General features: G+C 65.7%; 18 protein-coding genes. 7 read left to right on the top strand and 11 right to left on the bottom strand.

What is annotated here, in order from left to right:
• Positions 1–357 precede the first annotated feature (357 nt).
• Complete coding sequence (ileS, locus tag C6W92_RS10350; RefSeq protein WP_129432886.1) at positions 358–3,366, top strand: isoleucine--tRNA ligase; 3,009 nt, start codon at positions 358–360, stop codon at positions 3,364–3,366.
• A 65-nt stretch (positions 3,367–3,431) separates the two neighbouring features.
• Here the strand turns inward: ileS and argE are convergent, their stop codons facing one another.
• Positions 3,432–4,595 (bottom strand): acetylornithine deacetylase, encoded by a 1,164-nt coding sequence (gene argE, locus C6W92_RS10345; protein WP_129432885.1) that lies wholly within the window; start codon positions 4,593–4,595, stop codon positions 3,432–3,434.
• A gap of 238 nt (positions 4,596–4,833) precedes the next feature.
• Between argE and C6W92_RS10340 the strand changes: the two genes are divergently transcribed.
• From C6W92_RS10340 to C6W92_RS10330, 3 genes are all read left to right on the top strand, one after another.
• On the top strand, positions 4,834–6,027 hold the full coding sequence (locus C6W92_RS10340) for a hypothetical protein (protein ID WP_129432884.1): 1,194 nt from the start codon (positions 4,834–4,836) through the stop codon (positions 6,025–6,027).
• Positions 6,024–7,388, top strand: a complete 1,365-nt coding sequence (locus C6W92_RS10335) for a cytochrome P450 (RefSeq protein WP_129432883.1) — start codon at positions 6,024–6,026, stop codon at positions 7,386–7,388. The genes C6W92_RS10340 and C6W92_RS10335 overlap by 4 nt, the downstream gene beginning before the upstream one ends.
• 248 nt (positions 7,389–7,636) lie before the next feature.
• Positions 7,637–8,197 (top strand): fasciclin domain-containing protein, encoded by a 561-nt coding sequence (locus C6W92_RS10330; protein WP_129432882.1) that lies wholly within the window; start codon positions 7,637–7,639, stop codon positions 8,195–8,197.
• Positions 8,198–8,257: 60 nt separating this feature from the next.
• Here the strand turns inward: C6W92_RS10330 and C6W92_RS10325 are convergent, their stop codons facing one another.
• The 7 genes from C6W92_RS10325 to C6W92_RS10295 all read right to left on the bottom strand — a co-directional run bounded on the left by C6W92_RS10325 (position 8,258) and on the right by C6W92_RS10295 (position 15,606).
• Positions 8,258–8,911, bottom strand: coding sequence for a Crp/Fnr family transcriptional regulator (locus C6W92_RS10325; RefSeq protein ID WP_129432881.1), 654 nt, complete (start codon positions 8,909–8,911; stop codon positions 8,258–8,260).
• Positions 8,911–9,783: a 3-hydroxyisobutyrate dehydrogenase gene (gene mmsB / locus C6W92_RS10320; protein WP_129432880.1), complete on the bottom strand. Its 873-nt coding sequence runs from the start codon at positions 9,781–9,783 to the stop codon at positions 8,911–8,913. Before mmsB ends, C6W92_RS10325 begins: the two co-directional genes overlap by 1 nt.
• Positions 9,780–10,829 carry an enoyl-CoA hydratase/isomerase family protein gene (locus tag C6W92_RS10315; RefSeq protein ID WP_129432879.1) on the bottom strand — a complete coding sequence of 350 codons (1,050 nt, stop codon included), beginning with the start codon at positions 10,827–10,829 and terminating at the stop codon, positions 9,780–9,782. The genes mmsB and C6W92_RS10315 overlap by 4 nt, the downstream gene beginning before the upstream one ends.
• Entirely contained in the window at positions 10,826–11,968 is a 1,143-nt protein-coding gene (locus C6W92_RS10310; protein WP_129432878.1) for an acyl-CoA dehydrogenase family protein, read from the bottom strand. The genes C6W92_RS10315 and C6W92_RS10310 overlap by 4 nt, the downstream gene beginning before the upstream one ends.
• 150 nt (positions 11,969–12,118) lie before the next feature.
• The gene (locus tag C6W92_RS10305; protein WP_129432877.1) at positions 12,119–12,673 is read right to left on the bottom strand and encodes a L,D-transpeptidase; all 555 of its coding nucleotides are present in this window, start codon (positions 12,671–12,673) and stop codon (positions 12,119–12,121) included.
• A gap of 116 nt (positions 12,674–12,789) precedes the next feature.
• Positions 12,790–13,923 carry a carboxylate-amine ligase gene (locus tag C6W92_RS10300; RefSeq protein ID WP_129432876.1) on the bottom strand — a complete coding sequence of 378 codons (1,134 nt, stop codon included), beginning with the start codon at positions 13,921–13,923 and terminating at the stop codon, positions 12,790–12,792.
• Between the two features lie 183 nt (positions 13,924–14,106).
• Positions 14,107–15,606, bottom strand: a complete 1,500-nt coding sequence (locus C6W92_RS10295) for a CoA-acylating methylmalonate-semialdehyde dehydrogenase (protein WP_104018981.1) — start codon at positions 15,604–15,606, stop codon at positions 14,107–14,109.
• A gap of 110 nt (positions 15,607–15,716) precedes the next feature.
• Between C6W92_RS10295 and C6W92_RS10290 the strand changes: the two genes are divergently transcribed.
• The 3 genes from C6W92_RS10290 (at position 15,717) to coaD (ending at position 17,665) form a co-directional block, all read left to right on the top strand.
• Positions 15,717–16,613, top strand: coding sequence for a LysR family transcriptional regulator (locus C6W92_RS10290; protein ID WP_104018982.1), 897 nt, complete (start codon positions 15,717–15,719; stop codon positions 16,611–16,613).
• 61 nt (positions 16,614–16,674) lie between these two features.
• Complete coding sequence (locus C6W92_RS10285; RefSeq protein ID WP_104018983.1) at positions 16,675–17,109, top strand: CBS domain-containing protein; 435 nt, start codon at positions 16,675–16,677, stop codon at positions 17,107–17,109.
• Between the two features lie 64 nt (positions 17,110–17,173).
• Complete coding sequence (gene coaD / locus C6W92_RS10280; RefSeq protein ID WP_104018984.1) at positions 17,174–17,665, top strand: pantetheine-phosphate adenylyltransferase; 492 nt, start codon at positions 17,174–17,176, stop codon at positions 17,663–17,665.
• A gap of 13 nt (positions 17,666–17,678) precedes the next feature.
• Here the strand turns inward: coaD and gap (C6W92_RS10275) are convergent, their stop codons facing one another.
• From gap (C6W92_RS10275) to gap (C6W92_RS10270), 3 genes are all read right to left on the bottom strand, one after another.
• Positions 17,679–18,683, bottom strand: a complete 1,005-nt coding sequence (gap, locus tag C6W92_RS10275) for a type I glyceraldehyde-3-phosphate dehydrogenase (RefSeq protein ID WP_129432875.1) — start codon at positions 18,681–18,683, stop codon at positions 17,679–17,681.
• A gap of 92 nt (positions 18,684–18,775) precedes the next feature.
• Complete coding sequence (locus C6W92_RS17705; protein WP_164989214.1) at positions 18,776–18,919, bottom strand: hypothetical protein; 144 nt, start codon at positions 18,917–18,919, stop codon at positions 18,776–18,778.
• Between the two features lie 70 nt (positions 18,920–18,989).
• Positions 18,990–19,991, bottom strand: coding sequence for a type I glyceraldehyde-3-phosphate dehydrogenase (gap, locus tag C6W92_RS10270; protein WP_129432874.1), 1,002 nt, complete (start codon positions 19,989–19,991; stop codon positions 18,990–18,992).
• Positions 19,992–20,092: the final 101 nt, after the last annotated feature.

Below are 20,092 nucleotides of genomic sequence, written 5' to 3'. Positions count from 1 at the left end.
CCCGGCTCCCTCACCAATCTCACCTGCCAGTCAAGGCCACCACCGAAGCCTAACAACCGGCCCAAAACCATCCCGGGGGAAACAAATCCCACCTCACCGCTCAAACGAGGCGTTTCGCTGTGGTCTCCGAAAGGATTTCGTCACGCTTTCTTTTCAAGAAAGCGAGGGCCGCGCCTCTGGACGCTTGCCGGGTGCGCGCCTATAAGGCAGGCCATGATGACATGCGCAGCGATCGTCATTCGAATTACATGCCCGGCGCTCTGACCCTGACGAGCCGCCGGGATCACAGGCGTTCGAACCATCGCGCCGCCCCCCCACCCGCAGAATTCCAACACCCAGTGACAAAGGACGTCACCCATGTGTTCTGACACGCCCGATTACCCCGATTACAAAGCCACCCTGAACCTGCCGCAAACCGATTTCCCGATGCGCGCGGGCCTGCCCAAGCGCGAGCCAGAATGGCTCGCCCGGTGGGAAGAGATCGGCATCTATGACCGCCTGCGCGAACGCGCACAGGGGAGGCAGCCCTTTACCCTGCACGACGGCCCCCCCTACGCCAACGGTCACCTGCATATCGGCCACGCGCTGAACAAGATCCTCAAGGACATGGTGGTGCGCTCGCAGCAGATGATGGGCCGCGACGCGCGCTACATCCCCGGCTGGGACTGCCACGGCCTGCCCATCGAGTGGAAGATCGAGGAACAGTACCGCGCGCGAGGTTTGGACAAGGATAAGGTCGATACCGTCGATTTCCGGCAGGAATGCCGCAAGTTCGCCGAAGGCTGGATCGACGTGCAGCGCGACGAGTTCAAGCGGCTCGGCATCACCGGCAAATGGGACAAGCCGTACCTGACGATGGATTTCCGCGCCGAGCGGATCATCGCGGAGGAATTCCAGAAATTCCTCATGTCGGGCGTGCTCTACCAGGGCTCCAAGCCGGTGATGTGGTCGCCCATCGAGAAAACCGCGCTCGCCGAGGCGGAGGTGGAGTATCACGACAAGGAAAGCTTTACGGTCTGGGTGAAGTTCGAGGTGTCGAAATCCGACTACGAACAGGATGCCAAGGACGTTGCTCTGTTGGTTGAAGGCGCTCGATCTGAAATTGAGAAGACCCAAGATTATGTCAAACATCGCTCTGACGATTTGATCGGAGCGCATGTCGTCATCTGGACCACCACGCCCTGGACGATCCCGTCCAACAAGGCGGTGGTCTATGGCGAGGATATCTCCTACGGCCTCTACGAAGTGACCGGCACGCCCGGAGAGTGCTGGGCCAATGTGGGCGACCGCTTCATCCTCGCGGACAAGCTTGCCGGGGATGTCATGACGCGGGCGCGGCTGGAGGAAGGCATGTACCACAGGGTGCGCAGTGTCGATGCCGATGAGTTGAGCCACCTCAAGCTATCCCACCCCTTGGCCAATGCCGAAGGATCAAACGGCGAATGGGATACCCCCCGCGATTTCCGCGCCGCCGATTTCGTCACCGACGAGGAGGGCACCGGCTTCGTCCATTGCGCGCCCTCCCACGGGATGGAGGAATACGAGCTCTATCGCGGCCTCGGCATGCTCGATCAGGTGATCACCTATAACGTGCTCGACGACGGCTCCTTCCGCCCCGATCTGCCCTTCTTCGGCGGCACCCATATCCTTGACCGCAAAGGGAAAGAGGGCAACGCCAACAAGGCCGTGATCGACAAGCTCGCCTCCGTCGGTGGCCTGCTCGCGCGCGGCAAGATCAAGCACAGCTACCCGCATTCCTGGCGCTCCAAGGCGCCGGTGATCTACCGCAACACGCCGCAATGGTTCGCCGCCATCGACCGGCCCGTGGGCGACGGGCAGGACGAGTATGGCACCACGATCCGCGAGCGCGCGCTGCGCTCGATCGACGAGCTGGTGACATGGACGCCGAAAACCGGCCGCAACCGCCTCTATTCGATGATCGAGGCGCGGCCCGACTGGGTGCTTTCTCGTCAACGCGCCTGGGGCGTGCCGCTCACCTGTTTCGTGAAGAAAGGCGCGCAACCAACTGATCCGGAATACCTTTTGCGAAACGAGGAAGTGAACGCCCGCATCCTCGAGGCCTTCGAGGCCGAGGGCGCGGATGCGTGGTACAAGGACGGGGCCAAGGAGCGGTTCCTGAGCGGCATCGTCGATCCGGCGGCCTGGGAACAGGTCGACGACATCCTCGACGTCTGGTTCGACAGCGGCTCCACCCACGCCTTCGTGCTGCGCGACCGCGAGGACGGGTCAGAGGACGGCATGGCCGATCTCTACCTCGAAGGCACCGATCAGCATCGCGGCTGGTTCCATTCCTCGATGTTGCAGGCCTGCGGCACCATCGGCCACGCGCCCTATCGCGGCGTGCTGACCCACGGCTTCACGCTGGACGAGAAGGGCAACAAGATGTCCAAATCGCTCGGCAATACCGTGGCGCCCGAGGACGTGACGAAGCAATACGGCGCGGATATCCTGCGGCTGTGGGTGGCGCAGGCGGATTATACCGCCGATCTGCGGATCGGGCCGGAAATCCTCAAGGGCGTGGCCGACAGCTATCGCCGCCTGCGCAACACGATGCGCTTCATGCTCGGCGCCCTGAGCCATTTCACCGAGGCAGACCGGGTGGAGCCCTCGGAGATGCCAGAGCTGGAGCGCTGGATGCTGCACCGGCTGGCCGAGCTGGATCACAAGGTGAAGAAGGGCTATGATGCCTATGATTTCCAAGGGGTTTTCCAGCAGGTATTCAACTTCTGCACCCTCGATCTGAGCGCCTTCTACTTCGACATCCGCAAGGACGTGCTCTATTGCGACGGCGACACCGCGCGCCGCCGCGCGGCGCGAACGGTGATGGACCTGCTGTTCCACCGGCTGACCACCTGGCTCGCGCCGGTGATGGTGTTCACGATGGAGGACGTGTGGCTGTCGCGCTTCCCCGGCGAGGGCGACAGCGTGCACCTGCACGACATGCCCGACACGCCCGCCGACTGGCTCGACGAGCCGCTGGCGGCGAAATGGGCCAATGTGCGGCGCGCGCGCCGGGTGGTGACGGCGGCGCTGGAGGTGCAGCGCGCCGACAAGGTGATCGGCGCCAGCCTCGAGGCCGCGCCGGTGGTGCATGTGCGCGATGCCGAGACGCTCAAGGCGCTGAAATCGGTGAATTTCGCCGATATCTGCATCACCTCGGATATCGTGCTGACCGCCGATCCGCGCCCGGCAGAGGCGTTCCGCATGCCCGAGGTCGACGACATCGGCGTGGTGTTCGAGCGCGCGGGCGGCGAGAAATGCCAACGCTGCTGGAAGATCCTGCCCGACGTGGGCCGCCATGCCCATCCCGGCACCTGCAAGCGCTGTTCCGAGGCGCTGGGCTAGGGCACGAGGGACGAGGTCCGGTGATGCCCGCAGCCGCGCTCCGGTGCGGCTGCGGTTTCGGGGCGTCAGGCGTCGAGCTTGTCGCCCAGGCGCCAGAGCATGTCGATGCAGTGCTGCAACTGGTCGAGAGAGATGAACTCGTCGGGCTTGTGCGCCTGCTCGATTGATCCCGGCCCGCACACCACCGCCGAGGTGCCGTAGTTCTGGAACAGCCCCGCCTCGGTCCCGAAGGGGACGAGTTCGGGGCCGTCGGCACCGGTCAGCTCCATCACGATGTCGCGCGCCTCGTTGATCTCGGCGGGTTCGAGCCCGTCCACCTCGCCGATCGTCTCGGTGGTGATGCCGGCATCGGGAAAGATCGCCTGCATCCGCGGCAACAGCATCTCCTCGCAATAGCGCCGCAGGTCGTCCTTGACGAAGTCGGCATCCGCGCGCTGCACGGGGCGCATTTCCCATTCCACCGCTGCGTTCGAGGCGATCACGTTATGCGCCACGCCGCCCTTGATCGAGCCGGTGTTGATCGTGCTCCAGGGCGGATCGAAACGGCTGCCCGCGGGGGCGCGGGCGCGCAGCGCCTCGGCCAGTTCCAGCAGGCGGTTGACGTAGCGCACCGCGTATTCCACCGCGTTCACCCCCCGTTCGGGTGCCGAGCCGTGCCCGGCCTGCCCGTAGAACCGGGTGGTGTATTCATAGCAGCCCTTGTGCCCCTCGATCACCCGCATCGAGGTGGGTTCGCCGATGATGGCGACACCGGGGCGGATGCCGCGGGCGCTCAGGCTCTCGATCAGCGCCTGCCCGCCAAGACAGCCCACCTCCTCGTCATAGGTAAACGCGAGGTGGAGCGGCCGCGAGAGGGCACGCTTCGCAAGCAAAGGGGCCATCGAGACGGCGGTGGCGATGAAGCCCTTCATGTCGCAGGTGCCGCGCCCGTAGAGCCGCCCGTCATGCTCGATCAGGTCGAACGGGTCCGAGGCCCAGTCCTGTTCGGCCACCGGCACCACGTCGGAATGACCCGACAGCACGATGCCGCCATCCGCTTCCGGGCCGAACGTGGCAAAGAGGTTGGCCTTGTGGCCGATCTCGTCGTGAAAGATATCGACGCGCGCCCCGCACGATTCCAGCCGGTGGCCGAGATAGGCGATCATGTCGAGATTGCTCACCTCCGAGATGGTCGGAAAGGCGACAAGCTCGCGCAGGAGGGCGACGGTATCGGCAAGCTGGGTGCTCAAGGGGGCCTCGGTACTGGTCTGTGATGCAAACCGTGCCAGAGTGAGAGCCTCTTCGCCCGGCGTCAAGCCCCTGTCATGGGGGAAGAAAACGACGATCGGGTGCGGCTGTGGCGCGCATGCCGCGCGCGGGCCTTAAGCTTGCCGGATTTCGGGGCTAGGGTGGTGCGGTGAGGCAGGGACGCGAATGGATGCGGTTACGTGCGAGACTGGGGGCAGGGATGCCGCGCGGGGTGAGACCATGACCGCCGTGCGCCGCCGCCATGTCTTCTACATCCCCGGCTACGACCCGATCCCGCCGCGCCGCTACCGAGAGCTTTATCGCAAGCAGGCGGCGGCGCAGGCACAGGTTTCCGGCCACGAGATCGCATTGCGGCCCGCCATCGGCAAGGACCGGTTCGGCTGGGGCGTCGACGCCCGGATCGAGGGCGCCCGGACCGAGGCCGGGATCGAGGTGCTGGTCTGGTCCGACATCGTCAAGAACAGCATGGACCAGGGCAAGGCCGGCACCTATCTGCAACTCATCCGCACGGCGGCCATCTACATCGGCACCGGGGCGCTCTGGCGGCTGATGCGGCTGCGCAAGGGGCCGGTCATCGCGGCGCTCTACCCCGTGGGGTTCCTGCTCGCGCAGCTTGGGCTGGCATTCCTCGCCGCGTGGCTTCTGGGGCGCGTGCTGGCGGTCCTGCACCCCTGGGCGGCGTGGGGCGGGCTGGTGGCGGTGCCGGTGGTGCTGGAAACGTTCCGGCGCCTGGATGGCCGGTTCTTCGCCTATTACCTGATGCATGACTACGCCTGGTCGGCGCGGTGGCTGGGCGCCAACCCGCCAGAGCTGGAAACCCGGATGGCGGAATTCGGCGATGCGATCGCACAGGCCCTGAAGGGCGGGTGCGACGAGGTGCTGGTGGTGGGCCATTCCTCGGGCGCGCATCTGGCGGTGTCGGTGCTCGCCGACCTGATCCGCGAAGGCCGCGTGCCCGCAACCGGCCCGGCGCTGTCTTTCCTGAGCCTCGGGCAGGTGGTGCCGATGGTGTCCTTCCTGCCGCGGGCATGGCGGCTGCGCGCCGACCTCGCCTATCTGAGCACGCGGGACGAGCTGTTCTGGCTCGACGTGACGGCGCCGGGGGATGGCTGTGCATTCGCGCTTTGCGACCCGGTGGCGGTGAGCGGCGTGGCACCAGAGGGAAAGCGCTGGCCGCTGGTCATCTCGGCGGCGTTCACGCAGACGCTCAGCCCGGCGCGCTGGCGCAGCCTTCGCTGGCGGTTCTTCCGGCTGCATTTCCAGTATCTCTGCGCCTTCGACCGCCCCGGCGATTACGATTACTTCGCGATCACCGCCGGGCCGCAGACGCTGGCCGCGCGATTCGCCGGGCGCGCACCGTCGCCCGCGCGGATCGAACGGGCCACGTCCGGCTATCGGAGCGTGGCGCCATGATCCCGCCCAAGCCACCCGCACGGTCGGACCGTGTATCGCTCTGGCGCTACCTGCGGCTGTTTCGCGCCGACATCCTCTCGGCACAGCCCGCGCGGCTCTACCGGGCGTGGATGGCCGAATTTCGCACACCGTTCTTTCGCTCGTACCTGTGCAACGAGCCCGCCCTCGTCGATCTGGTGCTGCGCGAGCGGCCCGGCGATTTCCCAAAATCCGGCCGGGTGAGCGAGGGGCTGCGCCCGCTCCTGGGGCAGTCGGTCTTTGTCACCAACGGCGAGACATGGAAGCGGCAGCGGCGCATTATCGACCCCGCCTTCGAGGGGGGGCGGCTGCGCGACACGTTCCCGGCGATGGTGGATGCGGGGCAGGGGGCGGTGGCACGGCTGGCAGGGCTGGCGGATGGCAGCCCGGTGGAGGTCGAGGCGCAGACCAGCCACGCGGCGGCGGACGTGATATTCCGCACGCTCTTCTCGATCCCGATCGAGAACGCGACGGCGGCGCGGGTGTTCGAGGAATTCAAGGCGCATCAGCGCACGCAACCGGTGCTCAACCTCGCGGCCTTTATCCCGCTGCCGCACTGGTTCCCGCGCTTTCACCGGCGCGAGACCCGGGCCACCGCGCGGCGGATCAGGGGCTTGATCGAGCGGCTGACAGCGGCACGAATGGACGAGATCACGGCAGGGACCGCGCCGGATGACCTCGCCACCAAGATCATGACGACCGCCGACCCCGAGACCGGAGAGCGGTTTACCACCGCGGAAATGGTCGATCAGGTGGCGATCTTCTTCCTCGCCGGACACGAGACCAGCGCCTCGGCGCTCGCCTGGGCGCTCTACCTGCTGGCGCTTTATCCAGAGTGGCAGGACAAGGTCGCCACCGAGGCGGCAGAGGTGATGGGCGACCGCGCGCCGAAATTTGCCGAAATGGGGCGGCTGCGGGTGGCGCGCGACGTGTTCCGCGAGACGCTGCGCCTCTACCCGCCGGTGCCGATGATGGTGCGCGAGGCGACCTGCCCCGAGCGGTTTCGCGGCCGCGATGTGTCCCCCGGCGCGCAGGTAGTGCTGAGCCCGTGGCACCTCCACCGTCACGAGCGGCTGTGGGAGCGGCCCGACGAATTCGACCCCGCGCGTTTTGCTGCCGCGAACGGACGCGACTGCCTGCGCCGGGCCTATATCCCCTTTTCCGCCGGCAGCCGTGTCTGCACCGGGGCCGGGTTCGCCATGATCGAGGGGCCGCTTCTGCTGGCGATGCTGGTGCGCGCCTTCCGGCTCGCGCCGGTAGAGGGGCGCCCCGCCATGCCGGTCGCGCATCTGACGGTGCGCGGGCGCGACGGGATATGGCTGCGGATGACGCCGCGCGCGTGATTCCGGGGCCTGTGATCCGGCGACCAACGCGGGGCGCAGGGGTCGAAAGAGACGCGAGCACGTCTCGACTACGCGCATTGGCACAACGCCCTGAAGCGTCCGTGTTCAGTCTCGCTTCCCCCAGCGCAGGATCGCTTTGAACGTCCTGCGAAAAAAAATCTGAAACTCTTCGCCTGTCCGCTGCGTGCCTCCCCGTGACCTCCGGCCAAGAAGGTCGGGGGCATGGCAACCAACCGAGGAGACACGACATGACACGCACCAGGATTTTTGCCGCCACCGGCGCGCTTGCATTCACGGCAACCGTGGCGCTGGCCGGGATGGACAACCCGATGGTCGGCGGCGCGCCGATGTACGCCGACAAGAACATCATCGAGAACGCGGTGAACTCCGCCGATCACGAGACGCTCGTCGCCGCCGTCAAGGCCGCCGGTCTCGTCGAGACGCTCTCGGGCGAGGGGCCGTTCACCGTCTTCGCACCCACCGACGAGGCGTTCGGCATGCTGCGCGACGGCGCGGTCGAGGCGCTGCTGGAACCGGAGGCCAAGAAACAGCTCACGCAGATACTCACCTGCCACGTGGTCGGGGCCAATGCGATGGCCAACGCGATCAAGGGCATGATCGACGATGATGGTGGCATGCACATCGTGCCCACGCTCGGCGGCTGCGAGCTTCAGGCGACCTACTCGGGCGACAAGATCATGCTCGAGGACGAGCGCGGGCGCACCATCAACGTCACCATCGCCGACGTGAAGCAATCGAACGGCGTGATCCACGTGGTGGACCGGGTGATCCTGCCGCCCAAGCCGTAAGAGGTGCGGTTCGAGTATGGGTCGTTACCCTGGCGGGGCGGCGCAGCGCGCCGCCCCGCCTCATTGCTCCGCTTCGGCCAGCTCCGCCAGCGTCCCGGCGTCGAGAATGCGAACGGTACCCCGCTCCAGCGCCACGATCCCCCGCCGCGCCAGCGCGTCAAGGCGGCGCGAAACCACCTCGCGCGCCGATCCGATCATTACCGCGATCTCGGCATGTGTGGCCCGCAGCCGCCCCTCCTCGGCCCGCGCCAGCAGGCATTGCGCCAGCCGCGTCTCGATCCGTTGAAACGCCACCCGGTCCAGCAGGTGCATCATGGATTGCAGCCGTTCGGCAAAGGCGGCAAAGACGAATCCGCGAAAGCCCGGATCGTCGTCCATCAGCCGCAGAAACGTCTCGCGCGGCACCAGCACGATCTCGGCGGGCGTGCGCGCCACCGCCTCGCCGGAATAATCCTCGCCGCCCATCAGGCCCAGCGTGGACTGCACGCAACTTTGCCCCGGGGTCACCTCGTAGAGCAGGATCTCGCGCCCCGACAGCCCGGTGAGATAGACCTCGACCCGCCCCCGGAGCACGATGACGAAACCCTTGACCGTCTCGCCCGGGCGAAACAGCACCGTGCCCTCGGGCACCTCCATAGGGGAGAGCGCATCGAGCGCCGCCGCTGCCGCCGCGCCGAGCGGCGGCAGCCCCGTCGCCCGCGCGCGCCAGCCCATCAACCGCGTCCGCGCTTCTCGAACCGGGGCAGCATGGCCGAGAAATCGCGGCCCTTGCCGTCTTCGTCCTCGACGAACCGTGCATAGAGATCACAGGCCGCGCGGCCCATCGGCGTGTCGGCATCCACCGCCTCGGCCGCCTGCTGCGACAGCCGCAGATCCTTGAGCATCAGGTCGGCGGCAAAGCCGGGGGTATAGTCATTGTCGGCGGGCGACTTGGGGCCGATGCCCGGCGCCGGGCAATAGGTGTTCATCGACCACGAGGAACCGGACGAGGTCGAGACCACGTCGAACATCGCCTGCCGGTCGAGGCCCAGCTTGTCGGCTAGGGCAAACGCCTCGCAAGTGGCGATCATGGTGGCGCCCAGGATCATGTTGTTGCATATCTTGGCCGATTGCCCATTGCCTGACGGGCCACAATGAACGGCTTTTTGACCCATTATATCAAATAGTTCTCTGGCGATGTTAAAGCCAGCCTCGTCGCCACCCACCATGAAGGTGAGCGTGCCGCCCGCAGCCCCGCCGACGCCGCCCGACACCGGCGCATCGAGCGCCGACAGCCCCGCCGCCTGCGCCTGTGCGGCCACGTCGCGCGCGCTCGCGACATCCACGGTCGAGCAGTCGAGCAGCACCGCGCCCTTGTCCATCGCCGGGATCACCTCGCCTGCCACGCGGCGCAGGATGTCGCCATTCGGCAGCATGGTGATCACCACCTCCGCCCCCCGCGCCGCCTCTGCCGCGCTTGCGGCAATCTCCACGCCTTCGACGCTGACCTCGGCCATGTCAAAGCCCGTCACCGCGTGCCCCGCGTTGGCGAGGTTGGCCGCCATCGGCGCGCCCATGTTGCCCAGTCCGATAAATCCGATCTTCATGGTCTTTCCTCCTCCAGTGTCAGCGCATCCGGCCCCAGCGGCATCAACATCTGCGACACCGCATAGCCCGGCAGGACGTCAAGCCCGTGTTTCCATTGCGGGTTCCGGTCCCGGTCGATGATCGCGGCGCGAATCCCTTCCAGGAAATCGCCCGTTTCCATCGCCCGGTAGGTGAACCGGTACTCCAGGTCCAGCGCCCGCCCGATATCCGCGCCGGGCCCGCGCAGCCGGTGGATCATCTCGACCGCGCAGGCCATCGACAGCGGCGAGCCGCGCCCTATCGCCTTCAGTGCGCCATTCGCGAAATCGCTGTCGCTTGCGCGCAGGGAATTGAGGATGTCGTGCAACCCCTCGCCGCCGAAATGCGCGTCGATCTCGCCTTGCTGCGCCCGCAAATCGCCCTCCGGCGGGGTCTCGGCGTAGCCGTCGATCACGCCCGGATCGCCGCTCTCGACGAGCGCGGCGCGCATCTCGTTCCACTTCAACTTCGGAATATAACTATCTGCAAAACCGCAATATATCGCGTCATCCGGCCCCATTCGCGTGCCGGTCACCCCAAGGTATTCCCCCGAGCGCCCCGGCGCCCGCGCCAGCAGCAGAGAGCCGCCCACATCCGGCACCAGCCCAATGCCGCATTCCGGCATGGCCACCTGCGTGCTGTCGCAGACCACCCGGTGCGACCCGTGGCACGAAATCCCCACACCGCCGCCCATGACAAAGCCCTGCATCAGCGCCACGTAGGGTTTCGGATAGCGCGCGATCTTGGCATTCAGCCGGTATTCATCGGCCCAGAATCGCCGCCCATAGGCGAAATCCCCGGCGCGGCCCGTGTCATAGAGCTGTTGAATGTCGCCGCCCGCGCAAAATGCCTTGTCGCCCTCCGCGTCGATCAGCACCAGCGCCACCTCCGGGTCGTCGCGCCAGCCGTCAAGCGCCGCCTCGATCGCCGTACACATATCATAGCTCATCGCGTTGAGCGCCTTCGGCCGCGTCAGCGTGATCCGCCCCGCGCGCCCTTCTTTGCGGATATGGATATCGTCGCTCATTGGTCCGCCAGCATCTGCCGCGCCACGATCAGGCGCATGATCTCGTTGGTGCCCTCCAGGATCTCGTGCACGCGCAGGTCGCGCACCAGCTTCTCGATCCCGTAATCGGCCAGGTAGCCATAACCGCCATGCAGTTGCAGGCACTGGTTCACGATGCGGCTGCCCGCCTCGGTGACGAACTTCTTGGCCATCGCGCAGAACTTCGTCGCATCGGGCGCGCCGGTGTCGAGCTTCCACGCCGCCTGCCGCAGGAATGTGCGCGCGGCCTGCAATTCGATCTCCATGTCGGCCAGCCGGAATTGCAGCGCCTGGAACTCGCTGATCGGCTTGCCGAACGCCTTGCGCTCGGCCATGTAGCCCAGCGTCATATCGATCGCCTGCTGTGCCGCGCCCAGCGAACAGGCGGCGATGTTGAGCCGCCCGCCATCCAGCCCATTCATCGCGTAACTGAAACCTTTACCCTCTTCACCCACCAGGTTCGCGGCGGAAATGTTGCAGTTGTCAAACTGCACCTGCCGCGTTGGCTGGCTGCGCCAGCCCATCTTGTCTTCCAGTCCGCCATAGCTGAGGCCCGGCGTGCCGTCCTCGACATAGACGGTCGAGATACCCTTGGGGCCGTCGCCGCCGGTGCGTACCATCACCACGTAGGCGTCCGAATATCCGCCCCCCGAGATGAACGCCTTGGTGCCGTTGAGGGCATACCCCTCGTTCGTCCGCTCCGCGCGGGTCTTCAATGCCGCGGCATCCGAGCCCGATCCCGGCTCGGTCAGGCAGTACGAGAGCACCGTCTCCATCGTCATGGCGCGGGGCAGAACCCGCGCCTTGATCTCGTCCGATCCGAACTTGTCGATCATCTTGGCGCACATGTTGTGGATCGACAGGAACGCGGCGACCGAGGGGCAGGCCATGCTCAGCGCTTCGAACACCAGCGTCGCATCCAGCCGGCCCAGCCCCGATCCCCCCGAGTCCTCGCTCACGTAGAGCCCACCGAAGCCGAGCGCCGCGATCTCGGGCCACAGCTCCTTGGGAATGGTGCCCTCGCGCTCCCAGTCGCGGGCGTGGGGCGCGATCCGGTCCTGCCCGAAGGCGTGGGCCATGTCGAATATGGCGGTCTGTTCCTCTGTGAGGGCGAAATCCATCACCGGCTCCTGTTCGCTGAAATGAACGGTTGTTTAATTAACAACTATTGCAGAACTGTTGCAAGGCGCAACGCCTCCGAACCTGATGTGACAATAGAAAACGCCCCGAGGGGTAACCCGGGGCGCTGATAGTTTGCAAGGGCCGCGCGGTCACAGCAAGAGCACCTGTGTGCCGACCTGCGCCATGCTGAAAAGCTCTTCGATATGCCGGTTGTAGAGGCCGATGCAGCCCGAGGAGGACTGTCTCCCGATCTTGCGGGTGTCATGGGTGCCGTGCACCAGGTAGGCGGGCCAGTCGAGATAGAGCGCATGGGTGCCCAGCGGGTTGCCCGGGCCGGGCGGCATGTAGGCGGGCAGCGTGGGGTCGCGCTCGCGCATGGATTGGGTGGGTGTCCAGTCGGGGCCGACACGTTTGCGCACGATCCGTGTATAGCCGCGCCGCGTCAGATCCTCGGTCATCGGCACCGAGGAGGGGTAGAGCGCATAGGTCTCGTTATCCGGTCCCCAGTAATGCACCGCACGGCTGTCGATATCGGCGAGCAGGCAGCCCTGGCCGAGACTGTCGAAATGATCGCGCCAGTCGCGTTTGACAAAGGCCGAGACGTTGCGGCGGTTCACCAATGTTTCGGCGCGCAGCAGGCCGGGCGTGGCCAGCGCGGCGAGGCCGGTGGTGATGGCGGTGCGGCGGGTGAATTTCGGCGTCACTTTGCTCGGTCCTCTATGTCGGGGATATGCGCGCTATATAGGTAAGATAACCGCAAATCCGAAGAGGCGGCGGCATTTTCCGCCGATCCGCTCACAGGATTGTCATCGACGCTGGCTCACAGGTCGGCGTGGTATTCCTCGATCAGGTGGCGGACCACCGCGCGCAACGCCTCCCGTTCGTCCGCGCCCCCCTCGCGCGCCGCGCAGGCCACGGCACGCTGGCGCTCGGCGCTGGTGCCGCCCGCCACCATGTCGCGCAGCCGCGTCACCTCCGGCAGCGACGAGAAGAACTCGGCATCCTCGGCCACCAGCTCAATCATCTCTGCTGCCAGCTCCTCCATCGGCACGATCTCGCCGCGCCCAAGGTCGATCAGCCCCTCGGTGGTGCCATAGCGCTGCGCGCGCCAGCGGTTCTCGCTCACCAGGAAGGCGTCGTAGATGCGCCAGCGCTGGTTGCGAATGGCCAGCCGCCACAGCATCCGCGCGATCGCCTGCGTGAGCGCGGCAAGGGTGAGCGTATCCTCCAGCCGGGGCTGCACGTCGCAGATGCGCGATTCCAGGGTGGGAAAGCGCGACGAGGGGCGCAAATCCCACCAGATTTTCGACGCATCCTCGATCACCCCCATGTCCACCAGCACCTGCACAGACCGCTCGAAGCTGCCAAAGCTCTCCATCCGCGGCGGCAGCCCGGTGCGCGGCAGGTTGTCGAACACGGTTAGGCGATAGCTCGCCAGCCCGGTATCCTGCCCCTGCCAATAAGGCGAGGACGCGCTCAGCGCCAAGAAGTGTGGCAGGAAATAGCTCATCTGGTTCATCAGATCGATGCGCCGGTCGGGCGGCTCGATGCCCACATGCACATGCATCCCGCATATCAGCATCCGCCGCACCACCCCCGCCAGATCGTGCTGCAAGTCGTTATAGCGCTGCTTGTCGGTATGGGTCTGGCTGCGCCAGTCGGCGAACGGATGGCACGATGCGGCGATAGGGGCGAGGTTGTGGGCGCGGGCATGATGCGCCACGGTGCTGCGCAGGCGCTTCAGGTCTTCGCGCGCCTCGGCGATGGTCTTGCACACCCGGCTGCCGATCTCGATCTGGCAGTTGAGGAATTCGGGGCTGACCTGGTCCTCCAGCTCGCTCTTGCACGCCTCCATCAACCCCTCGGGCGCGTTGGCCAGCGCGAGACTGTCGAGATCGACGAGCAGGTATTCTTCCTCGACGCCGATGGTGAAATCCGGATGCGTGATCGCCATGCCCTGCCTCCCCTGTCCCCTCCCGCCAGAAAACACCGGGGGAAGGGGCGCTGCCAAGGGAAAAGCATTGGGCGCTGCGTTTCTTCGTCGTGGAAACACCCCGGGGGGGTGGGGGCACCGTCACGGTGCCCCCGCCGAATCTCCCGGTTCACCGCCTGAACCTACAGGTTCGGGCGGCCTGTCTCAGTCCATCGCCTTGAAGTTGAACTCGCCGCCATCCTTGATCCCCGACGGCCACCGCGACGTGACGGTCTTGGTGCGGGTGTAGAACTTGAACGCGTCAGGCCCGTGCTGATTGAGATCGCCAAAGCCCGATTTCTTCCATCCACCGAATGTGTGGTAGGCCAGCGGCACCGGGATCGGCACGTTGATACCCACCATTCCGATGTTGATTCTATTGGCAAAATCGCGGGCGGCATCGCCGTCGCGGGTAAAGATCGCGGTGCCGTTGCCGTATTCGTGGTCCATCGCCAGCTTCAGGGCCTCCTCGTAGCTGCCCGCGCGCACAGTGGTCAGCACGGGCCCGAAAATCTCCTGCCGGTAGATGTCCATCTCCGGCGTCACCCGGTCAAACAGGTGCGGCCCCACGAAGAACCCGTCCTCATACCCCTGCAACTTGAAGCCCCGCCCATCGACAACCAATTGAGCTCCTTGAGAAATTCCGCTCTCAACCAGCCCGAGGATGCGCGCCTTGGCCTCCGCCGTCACGACGGGGCCGTAATCCACGTCGTTGCCTGCGGTCCAGGGTCCGACCTTGAGTTTTTCAATGCGCGGTACCAGCTTTTCGATCAGCCGGTCGGCAGTCTCGTCACCCACCGGCACGGCCACCGAAATCGCCATGCAGCGCTCGCCCGCCGCGCCATAGCCCGCGCCAATGAGCGCGTCGGCGGCTTGGTCCATATCGGCATCTGGCATGACGATCATGTGGTTCTTGGCCCCGCCAAAGCATTGAACACGCTTGCCATTCGAGCAGCCGCGGCCATAGATATACTCGGCGATCGGGGTCGACCCGACGAAGCCGATGGACTGGATCACCGGGTCGTCGATGATCGCGTCCACCGCGACCTTGTCGCCGTTCACCACCTGCAAGAGCCCCTTGGGCAGCCCCGCCTCCTCCATCAGTTCCGCCAGCATCAAGGGCACCGAGGGGTCGCGCTCGCTTGGTTTCAGGATAAAGGCGTTGCCGCAGGCGAGCGCCGGCGCGAACATCCACATCGGGATCATGGCCGGGAAGTTGAACGGCGTTATTCCTGCTGTAACTCCAAGGGGTTGGCGCATGGAATACATGTCGATGCCGGGACCGGCGCTGTCGGTGAACTCGCCCTTGAGCATCTGCGGCGCACCGATGCAGTATTCCACCACTTCGAGCCCGCGTTGCACGTCGCCCTTGGCGTCGGGGAAGGTCTTGCCATGCTCGGCGCTCAGCGCTTCGGCGAGCTTGTCCATGTCACGGTTGAGCAGCCGCACGAATTCCATCATCACCCGCGCGCGCCGCTGCGGGTTGGTGGCGGCCCATTTGGGCTGTGCGGCCTGCGCGGCGGCCACGGCCTGCGCCATCTCTTCGGGACTGGCGAGTGGGCAACGGGCCTGCACTTCGCCGGTGGCTGGGTTGAACACGTCCGAGAAGCGCCCCGAGGCGCCCTTCACATGCTGGCCGTTGATGTAGTGGGTAAGCTCTTTCATCGTCATCTCCTCCTGAAATGCGCGTTGGCATCAAGGTAGCCTTGCAAAACTCACCGTAAAAGGGGCAAGTTTCCAATACCGATTTGCATTATTGCAAAGGAGACGCGCCGGTGACGCCGCATTGGGACGACATGCGCATTTTTCTGGCGGTGGCGCGCGCCGAGAGCCTGTCGGGGGCGGGGCGCGTGCTGCGGATCGATCCGGCCACCGTGGGGCGGCGGGTGGCGCGGCTCGAGGAGGCGCTCGGCGCCCCGCTCTTTGCCAAGTCGCCCACCGGCTACGCACTGAGCGAGGCGGGGGCGCGGCTCATGGAGCACGCGATCCGCGCCGAGCAGGCGATGGAGGCCGCCGCCCATGACGTGGCCGGGCAGGCGGGGGGGCTTGCCGGGCAAATTCGGATCGGCGCGCCCGATGGCTGCGCCAATTTCGTGCTGCCGCAGGTTTGTACCGAGATCGCCGCCGAAAACCCGGACCTCGAAATCCAGATCGTCGCGCTGCCGCGGGTGTTCAACCTCACCCGGCGCGAGGCCGACATGGTGATCGCGGTGAGCCCGCCCACGGCTGGACGGCTCTCGGTGCAGAAGGTCACCGATTACCACCTGCACCTCGCGGCGACCGCGCGCTACCTGCGCCGACACTCGGCGATCGCGCGGCTCGAGGATCTGCGCGCGCATCGGATCGTGGGCTACATCCCCGACATGATCTTTGATCGCGAGCTCGATTACCTCAGCGAGGCGGGGATCGACCGGGTCGATTTGGCCTCCAACTCGGTCTCGGTGCAGCTTAACCTCGTCGCGAGAGGCGGCGGGATCGGCGTGCTGCACGATTTCTCTCTGCCCTGGCTGCGCGGTGCGCGGCGGGTGCTGCCCGATCTCTTCACGCTCACCCGCAGCTTCTACCTCGTGCGCCACGCCGACGACCGCCGGCTGGAACGACAAAACCGCTTTGCCGCGGCGCTTGTCGAGGGGATGCGCGCCGAGGTGGCGCGGCTCGAGGCGCAGGCTTGACAGGAATATTGTTGTGGCTCACGCTTCATTCACGCAATTTTCATTTTTGGAGGGCGTCGCGATGCTGGTCCAGCAGATTCTAAAGTCCAAGGGCGATGACGGGGTCATCACCGTCACGCCCGACACGCCGATCGCGGAGGCCGCCAGTATCCTGGCCGAGCGCCGGATCGGCGGGCTGGTTGTGTCCGCCGATGGCGAGGCTGCCGACGGCATCCTGTCGGAGCGCGACATCGTTCGCGCACTGGCGGTGCGCGGCGCGAGCTGCCTGACCGAGACGGTGAGCGAGATGATGACGCGCAACCCGGTCTGCTGCGCCAGGCAGGACACCTCGGACGCGGTGCTCGCGCGGATGACCGATGGCCGCTTCCGCCACATGCCGGTGGTCGAAGAGGGCAAGCTCGTGGGGATCGTCACAATCGGCGACGTGGTCAAGGCGCGGCTCGACGAATTGTCGCTGGAAAAGACGGCACTTGAAGGGATGATAATGGGCTATTGAGGGGGTTGCATTCGGCGGCGCAATATCGTTGCGTGCCGCGACACCGCAACAACGGAGCGGCCAGATGCGCATCGCCCTCTATCCCGGCACCTTCGATCCGATCACGCTGGGGCATATCGACATCATCCGCCGCGCCGCCATGCTGGTAGATCGCCTGGTGATCGGGGTGGCGATCAACCGGGACAAGGGCCCGCTCTTCTCGCTGGAGGAGCGCGTCACGATGATCGAGGCGGAATGCGTCAAGCTCACCGAGCAGACCGGCACCGAGATCGTCGCCCATCCGTTCGACAACCTGCTGATCGACTGCGCCCATGACGTGGGCGCGCAGCTTATCGTGCGCGGCTTGCGGGCGGTGGCGGATTTCGAATACGAGTTCCAGATGGTGGGTATGAACCGGACGCTCGACAATACGGTAGAGACGGTGTTCCTGATGGCCGACGCGGGCCACCAGGCGATCGCATCCAAGCTCGTCAAGGAGATCGCGCGGCTAAACGGCGACGTGTCAAAATTTGTCACGGCCCCGGTGCGCGATGCGCTGATCGCGAAATTCGCCTGAGAGCGGCGGTTACTTACCCCGCGCGCCGCCCCATCTCGGCGGCCACGTCGAGCATCCGGTTGGAAAAGCCCCACTCGTTATCATACCACGCCAGCACCCGGCAGAAATTGCCATCCATCACCCGCGTCTGATCGGTGGCAAATATGGCGCTCATCGGGTTGTGGTTGAAATCTGACGACACCAGCTCACGGCCCGTCACGTCGAGCACGCCCTTGAGCGCCCCTTGCGCTGCTTCGGCGATGGCGGCGTTGATCTCTTCCACGCTCGTTGCGCGCCCTGCCTCGAACGTCAGGTCCACCGCGCTCACGTTGGGTGTGGGCACGCGGATCGCCGTGCCATCGAGGCGTCCGTCGAGTTCGGGCAGCACCAGCCCCACGGCGCGCGCAGCACCCGTGGTTGTCGGGATGATGTTGAGCGCCGCGCCACGTGCGCGGTAGAGATCCTTGTGCATCCGGTCGAGCGTCGGCTGGTCGCCGGTATAGCTGTGCACCGTTGTCATGAAGCCGCGTTTGATGCCGAGGCTCTCGTGCAGCACCTTGGCGACCGGCGCGAGGCAGTTGGTGGTGCAAGAACCGTTCGAGACCACGATATCCTCCGGCGTCAGGCTGGCATGGTTGACGCCGTAGACCACGGTCCGGTCCGCCCCTTTCGAGGGGGCGGAGACGAGCACGCGGCGTGCGCCGTTCTTCAGGTGCCGTGCGGCGGCGTCTCGGTCGGTGAAGATGCCGGTGCATTCCAGCACGATATCGATATCGGACCAATCGAGTGACTCGGGATCGCGCTCGGCGCTGACGCGGATCGGGCCGCCTCCTGCGTCGATCGTGTTGCCCGCGACGGTGACGGGGCCGGGAAAGCGGCCATGCACGCTGTCGAATTCGAGCAGGTGGGCATTGGTCTCGACCGGGCCGAGATCGTTGATTGCCGCGATCTCGATATCCGTGTGCCCTGATTCCATCAACGCGCGCAGCACGTTGCGCCCGATCCGGCCAAAGCCGTTGATGGCCAGTCTGAGTGCCATGATCGTTCCTCCGGGTGTTTGATAGCGCTAACAATCATTTTCGAAGATAAACGAAAACGCACTCCTGTCAAGCGCGCGTCATTCGAACTCTGTCAGCGCCAGAATGCAAGGTATTCGATCAGGTCGATCAACTTGCGCGTCAGGAACAGCAGGCCGGCGTGGTCGTTGCGCTGCACGTCATAAGCCACCGCCGCCACGATCAGCAGAACCAGCACGATGGCGATGCGGTTGGTCATCGGGATGTCCCTGACGAAATGATCCCGCCGGGTATGCCCGACGGGACGCAATCGCGCAAGCGTCGCGGGCTTATTGCAACCGCCCCATCGCCACGGCCACATCGGCCATGCGGCAGGAAAATCCCCATTCGTTGTCGTACCACGCCAGCACCCGCACCAGGCGCTTGCCCGTCACCCTGGTCTGGTCGGGGGCGAAGATCGAGCTCTCCTCGGTGTGGTTGAAATCGACCGAGACCTTGGGCTCGGGATCGTAGCCGAGCACGCCCGCCATCGGCCCTGCGGCGGCCTCGGCCACCACTGCGTTCACGTCCGCCGCGGTCACGTCCTTCTGTGCCACGAAGGTCAGGTCCACCGCCGACACATTGGGCGTTGGCACCCGGATGGCCGAGCCGTCGAGACGCCCGGCGAGATCGGGCAACACCTCGCCCAGCGCCTTGGCCGCGCCGGTGGAGGTGGGGATCATCGACATTGCTGCGGCACGGGCGCGGTAGAGGTCCTTGTGGCGGCGGTCATGGGTGGGCTGATCGCCGGTATAGGCGTGGATCGTGGTCATGATGCCGCTCTCGATGCCGATGCTCTCGTGCAGAACCTTGGCCAGCGGCGCGAGGCAGTTGGTGGTGCAAGAGCCGTTAGAGATCATCCGCTCGCCCGGCTGCAACAGCCCGTCATTGACGCCGTAGACAACGGTGCGGTCCACGTTCTTGCCCGGTGCCGACAAGAGCACCTTGCGCGCGCCGCGCTCCAGATGGGTCTTGGCGGTCAGCCCGTCGTTGAACTTGCCGGTGCATTCCATCACAACGTCTACGCCTTCCCAGTCGAGCGCGGTCATGTCGTAGGTGGAAAACATCTCGATCGGGCCGCGTCCGAGGTCCATCGTGTTGCCCTCGACCGTGATCGGATGGGGAAAGCGGCCATGCACGCTGTCATAGCGCATCAGGTGCGCGGCCGTCTCCAGCGGGCCGGTGGCGTTTACCTTCACGACCTTGATGTCGTTGCGCAGGCTTTCGGAAATATGCGCCAGGGTGGCGCGGCCGATCCGGCCGAAGCCGTTGATGCCGACGGTGATGGTCATTGGGCTCTCCTGATCCGGGATTTGGCTGCGGTATAAACGCAGGCGTCGGTCCCGAAAACCCGGAAAACGGAAATTTTCAGCGTCAAGTCAGGATGTTAGCG

This window comes from Roseovarius sp. A46, assembly GCF_004126395.1.
Taxonomy (GTDB): Bacteria; Pseudomonadota; Alphaproteobacteria; order Rhodobacterales; family Rhodobacteraceae; genus Roseovarius; species Roseovarius nitratireducens.
This window is presented reverse-complemented; position numbering and strand designations above follow the sequence as displayed.

Coding starts and splice junctions, on each gene's coding strand:
- ileS (WP_129432886.1), top strand. CDS start 358: ATGTGTTCTGACACGCCCGATTACCCCGATTACAAAGCCACCCTGAAC.
- C6W92_RS10340 (WP_129432884.1), top strand. CDS start 4,834: ATGACCGCCGTGCGCCGCCGCCATGTCTTCTACATCCCCGGCTACGAC.
- C6W92_RS10335 (WP_129432883.1), top strand. CDS start 6,024: ATGATCCCGCCCAAGCCACCCGCACGGTCGGACCGTGTATCGCTCTGG.
- C6W92_RS10330 (WP_129432882.1), top strand. CDS start 7,637: ATGACACGCACCAGGATTTTTGCCGCCACCGGCGCGCTTGCATTCACG.
- C6W92_RS10325 (WP_129432881.1), bottom strand. CDS start 8,911: ATGGGCTGGCGCGCGCGGGCGACGGGGCTGCCGCCGCTCGGCGCGGCG.
- mmsB (WP_129432880.1), bottom strand. CDS start 9,783: ATGAAGATCGGATTTATCGGACTGGGCAACATGGGCGCGCCGATGGCG.
- C6W92_RS10315 (WP_129432879.1), bottom strand. CDS start 10,829: ATGAGCGACGATATCCATATCCGCAAAGAAGGGCGCGCGGGGCGGATC.
- C6W92_RS10310 (WP_129432878.1), bottom strand. CDS start 11,968: ATGGATTTCGCCCTCACAGAGGAACAGACCGCCATATTCGACATGGCC.
- C6W92_RS10300 (WP_129432876.1), bottom strand. CDS start 13,923: ATGGCGATCACGCATCCGGATTTCACCATCGGCGTCGAGGAAGAATAC.
- C6W92_RS10295 (WP_104018981.1), bottom strand. CDS start 15,606: ATGAAAGAGCTTACCCACTACATCAACGGCCAGCATGTGAAGGGCGCC.
- C6W92_RS10285 (WP_104018983.1), top strand. CDS start 16,675: ATGCTGGTCCAGCAGATTCTAAAGTCCAAGGGCGATGACGGGGTCATC.
- coaD (WP_104018984.1), top strand. CDS start 17,174: ATGCGCATCGCCCTCTATCCCGGCACCTTCGATCCGATCACGCTGGGG.
- gap (WP_129432875.1), bottom strand. CDS start 18,683: ATGGCACTCAGACTGGCCATCAACGGCTTTGGCCGGATCGGGCGCAAC.
- C6W92_RS17705 (WP_164989214.1), bottom strand. CDS start 18,919: ATGACCAACCGCATCGCCATCGTGCTGGTTCTGCTGATCGTGGCGGCG.
- gap (WP_129432874.1), bottom strand. CDS start 19,991: ATGACCATCACCGTCGGCATCAACGGCTTCGGCCGGATCGGCCGCGCC.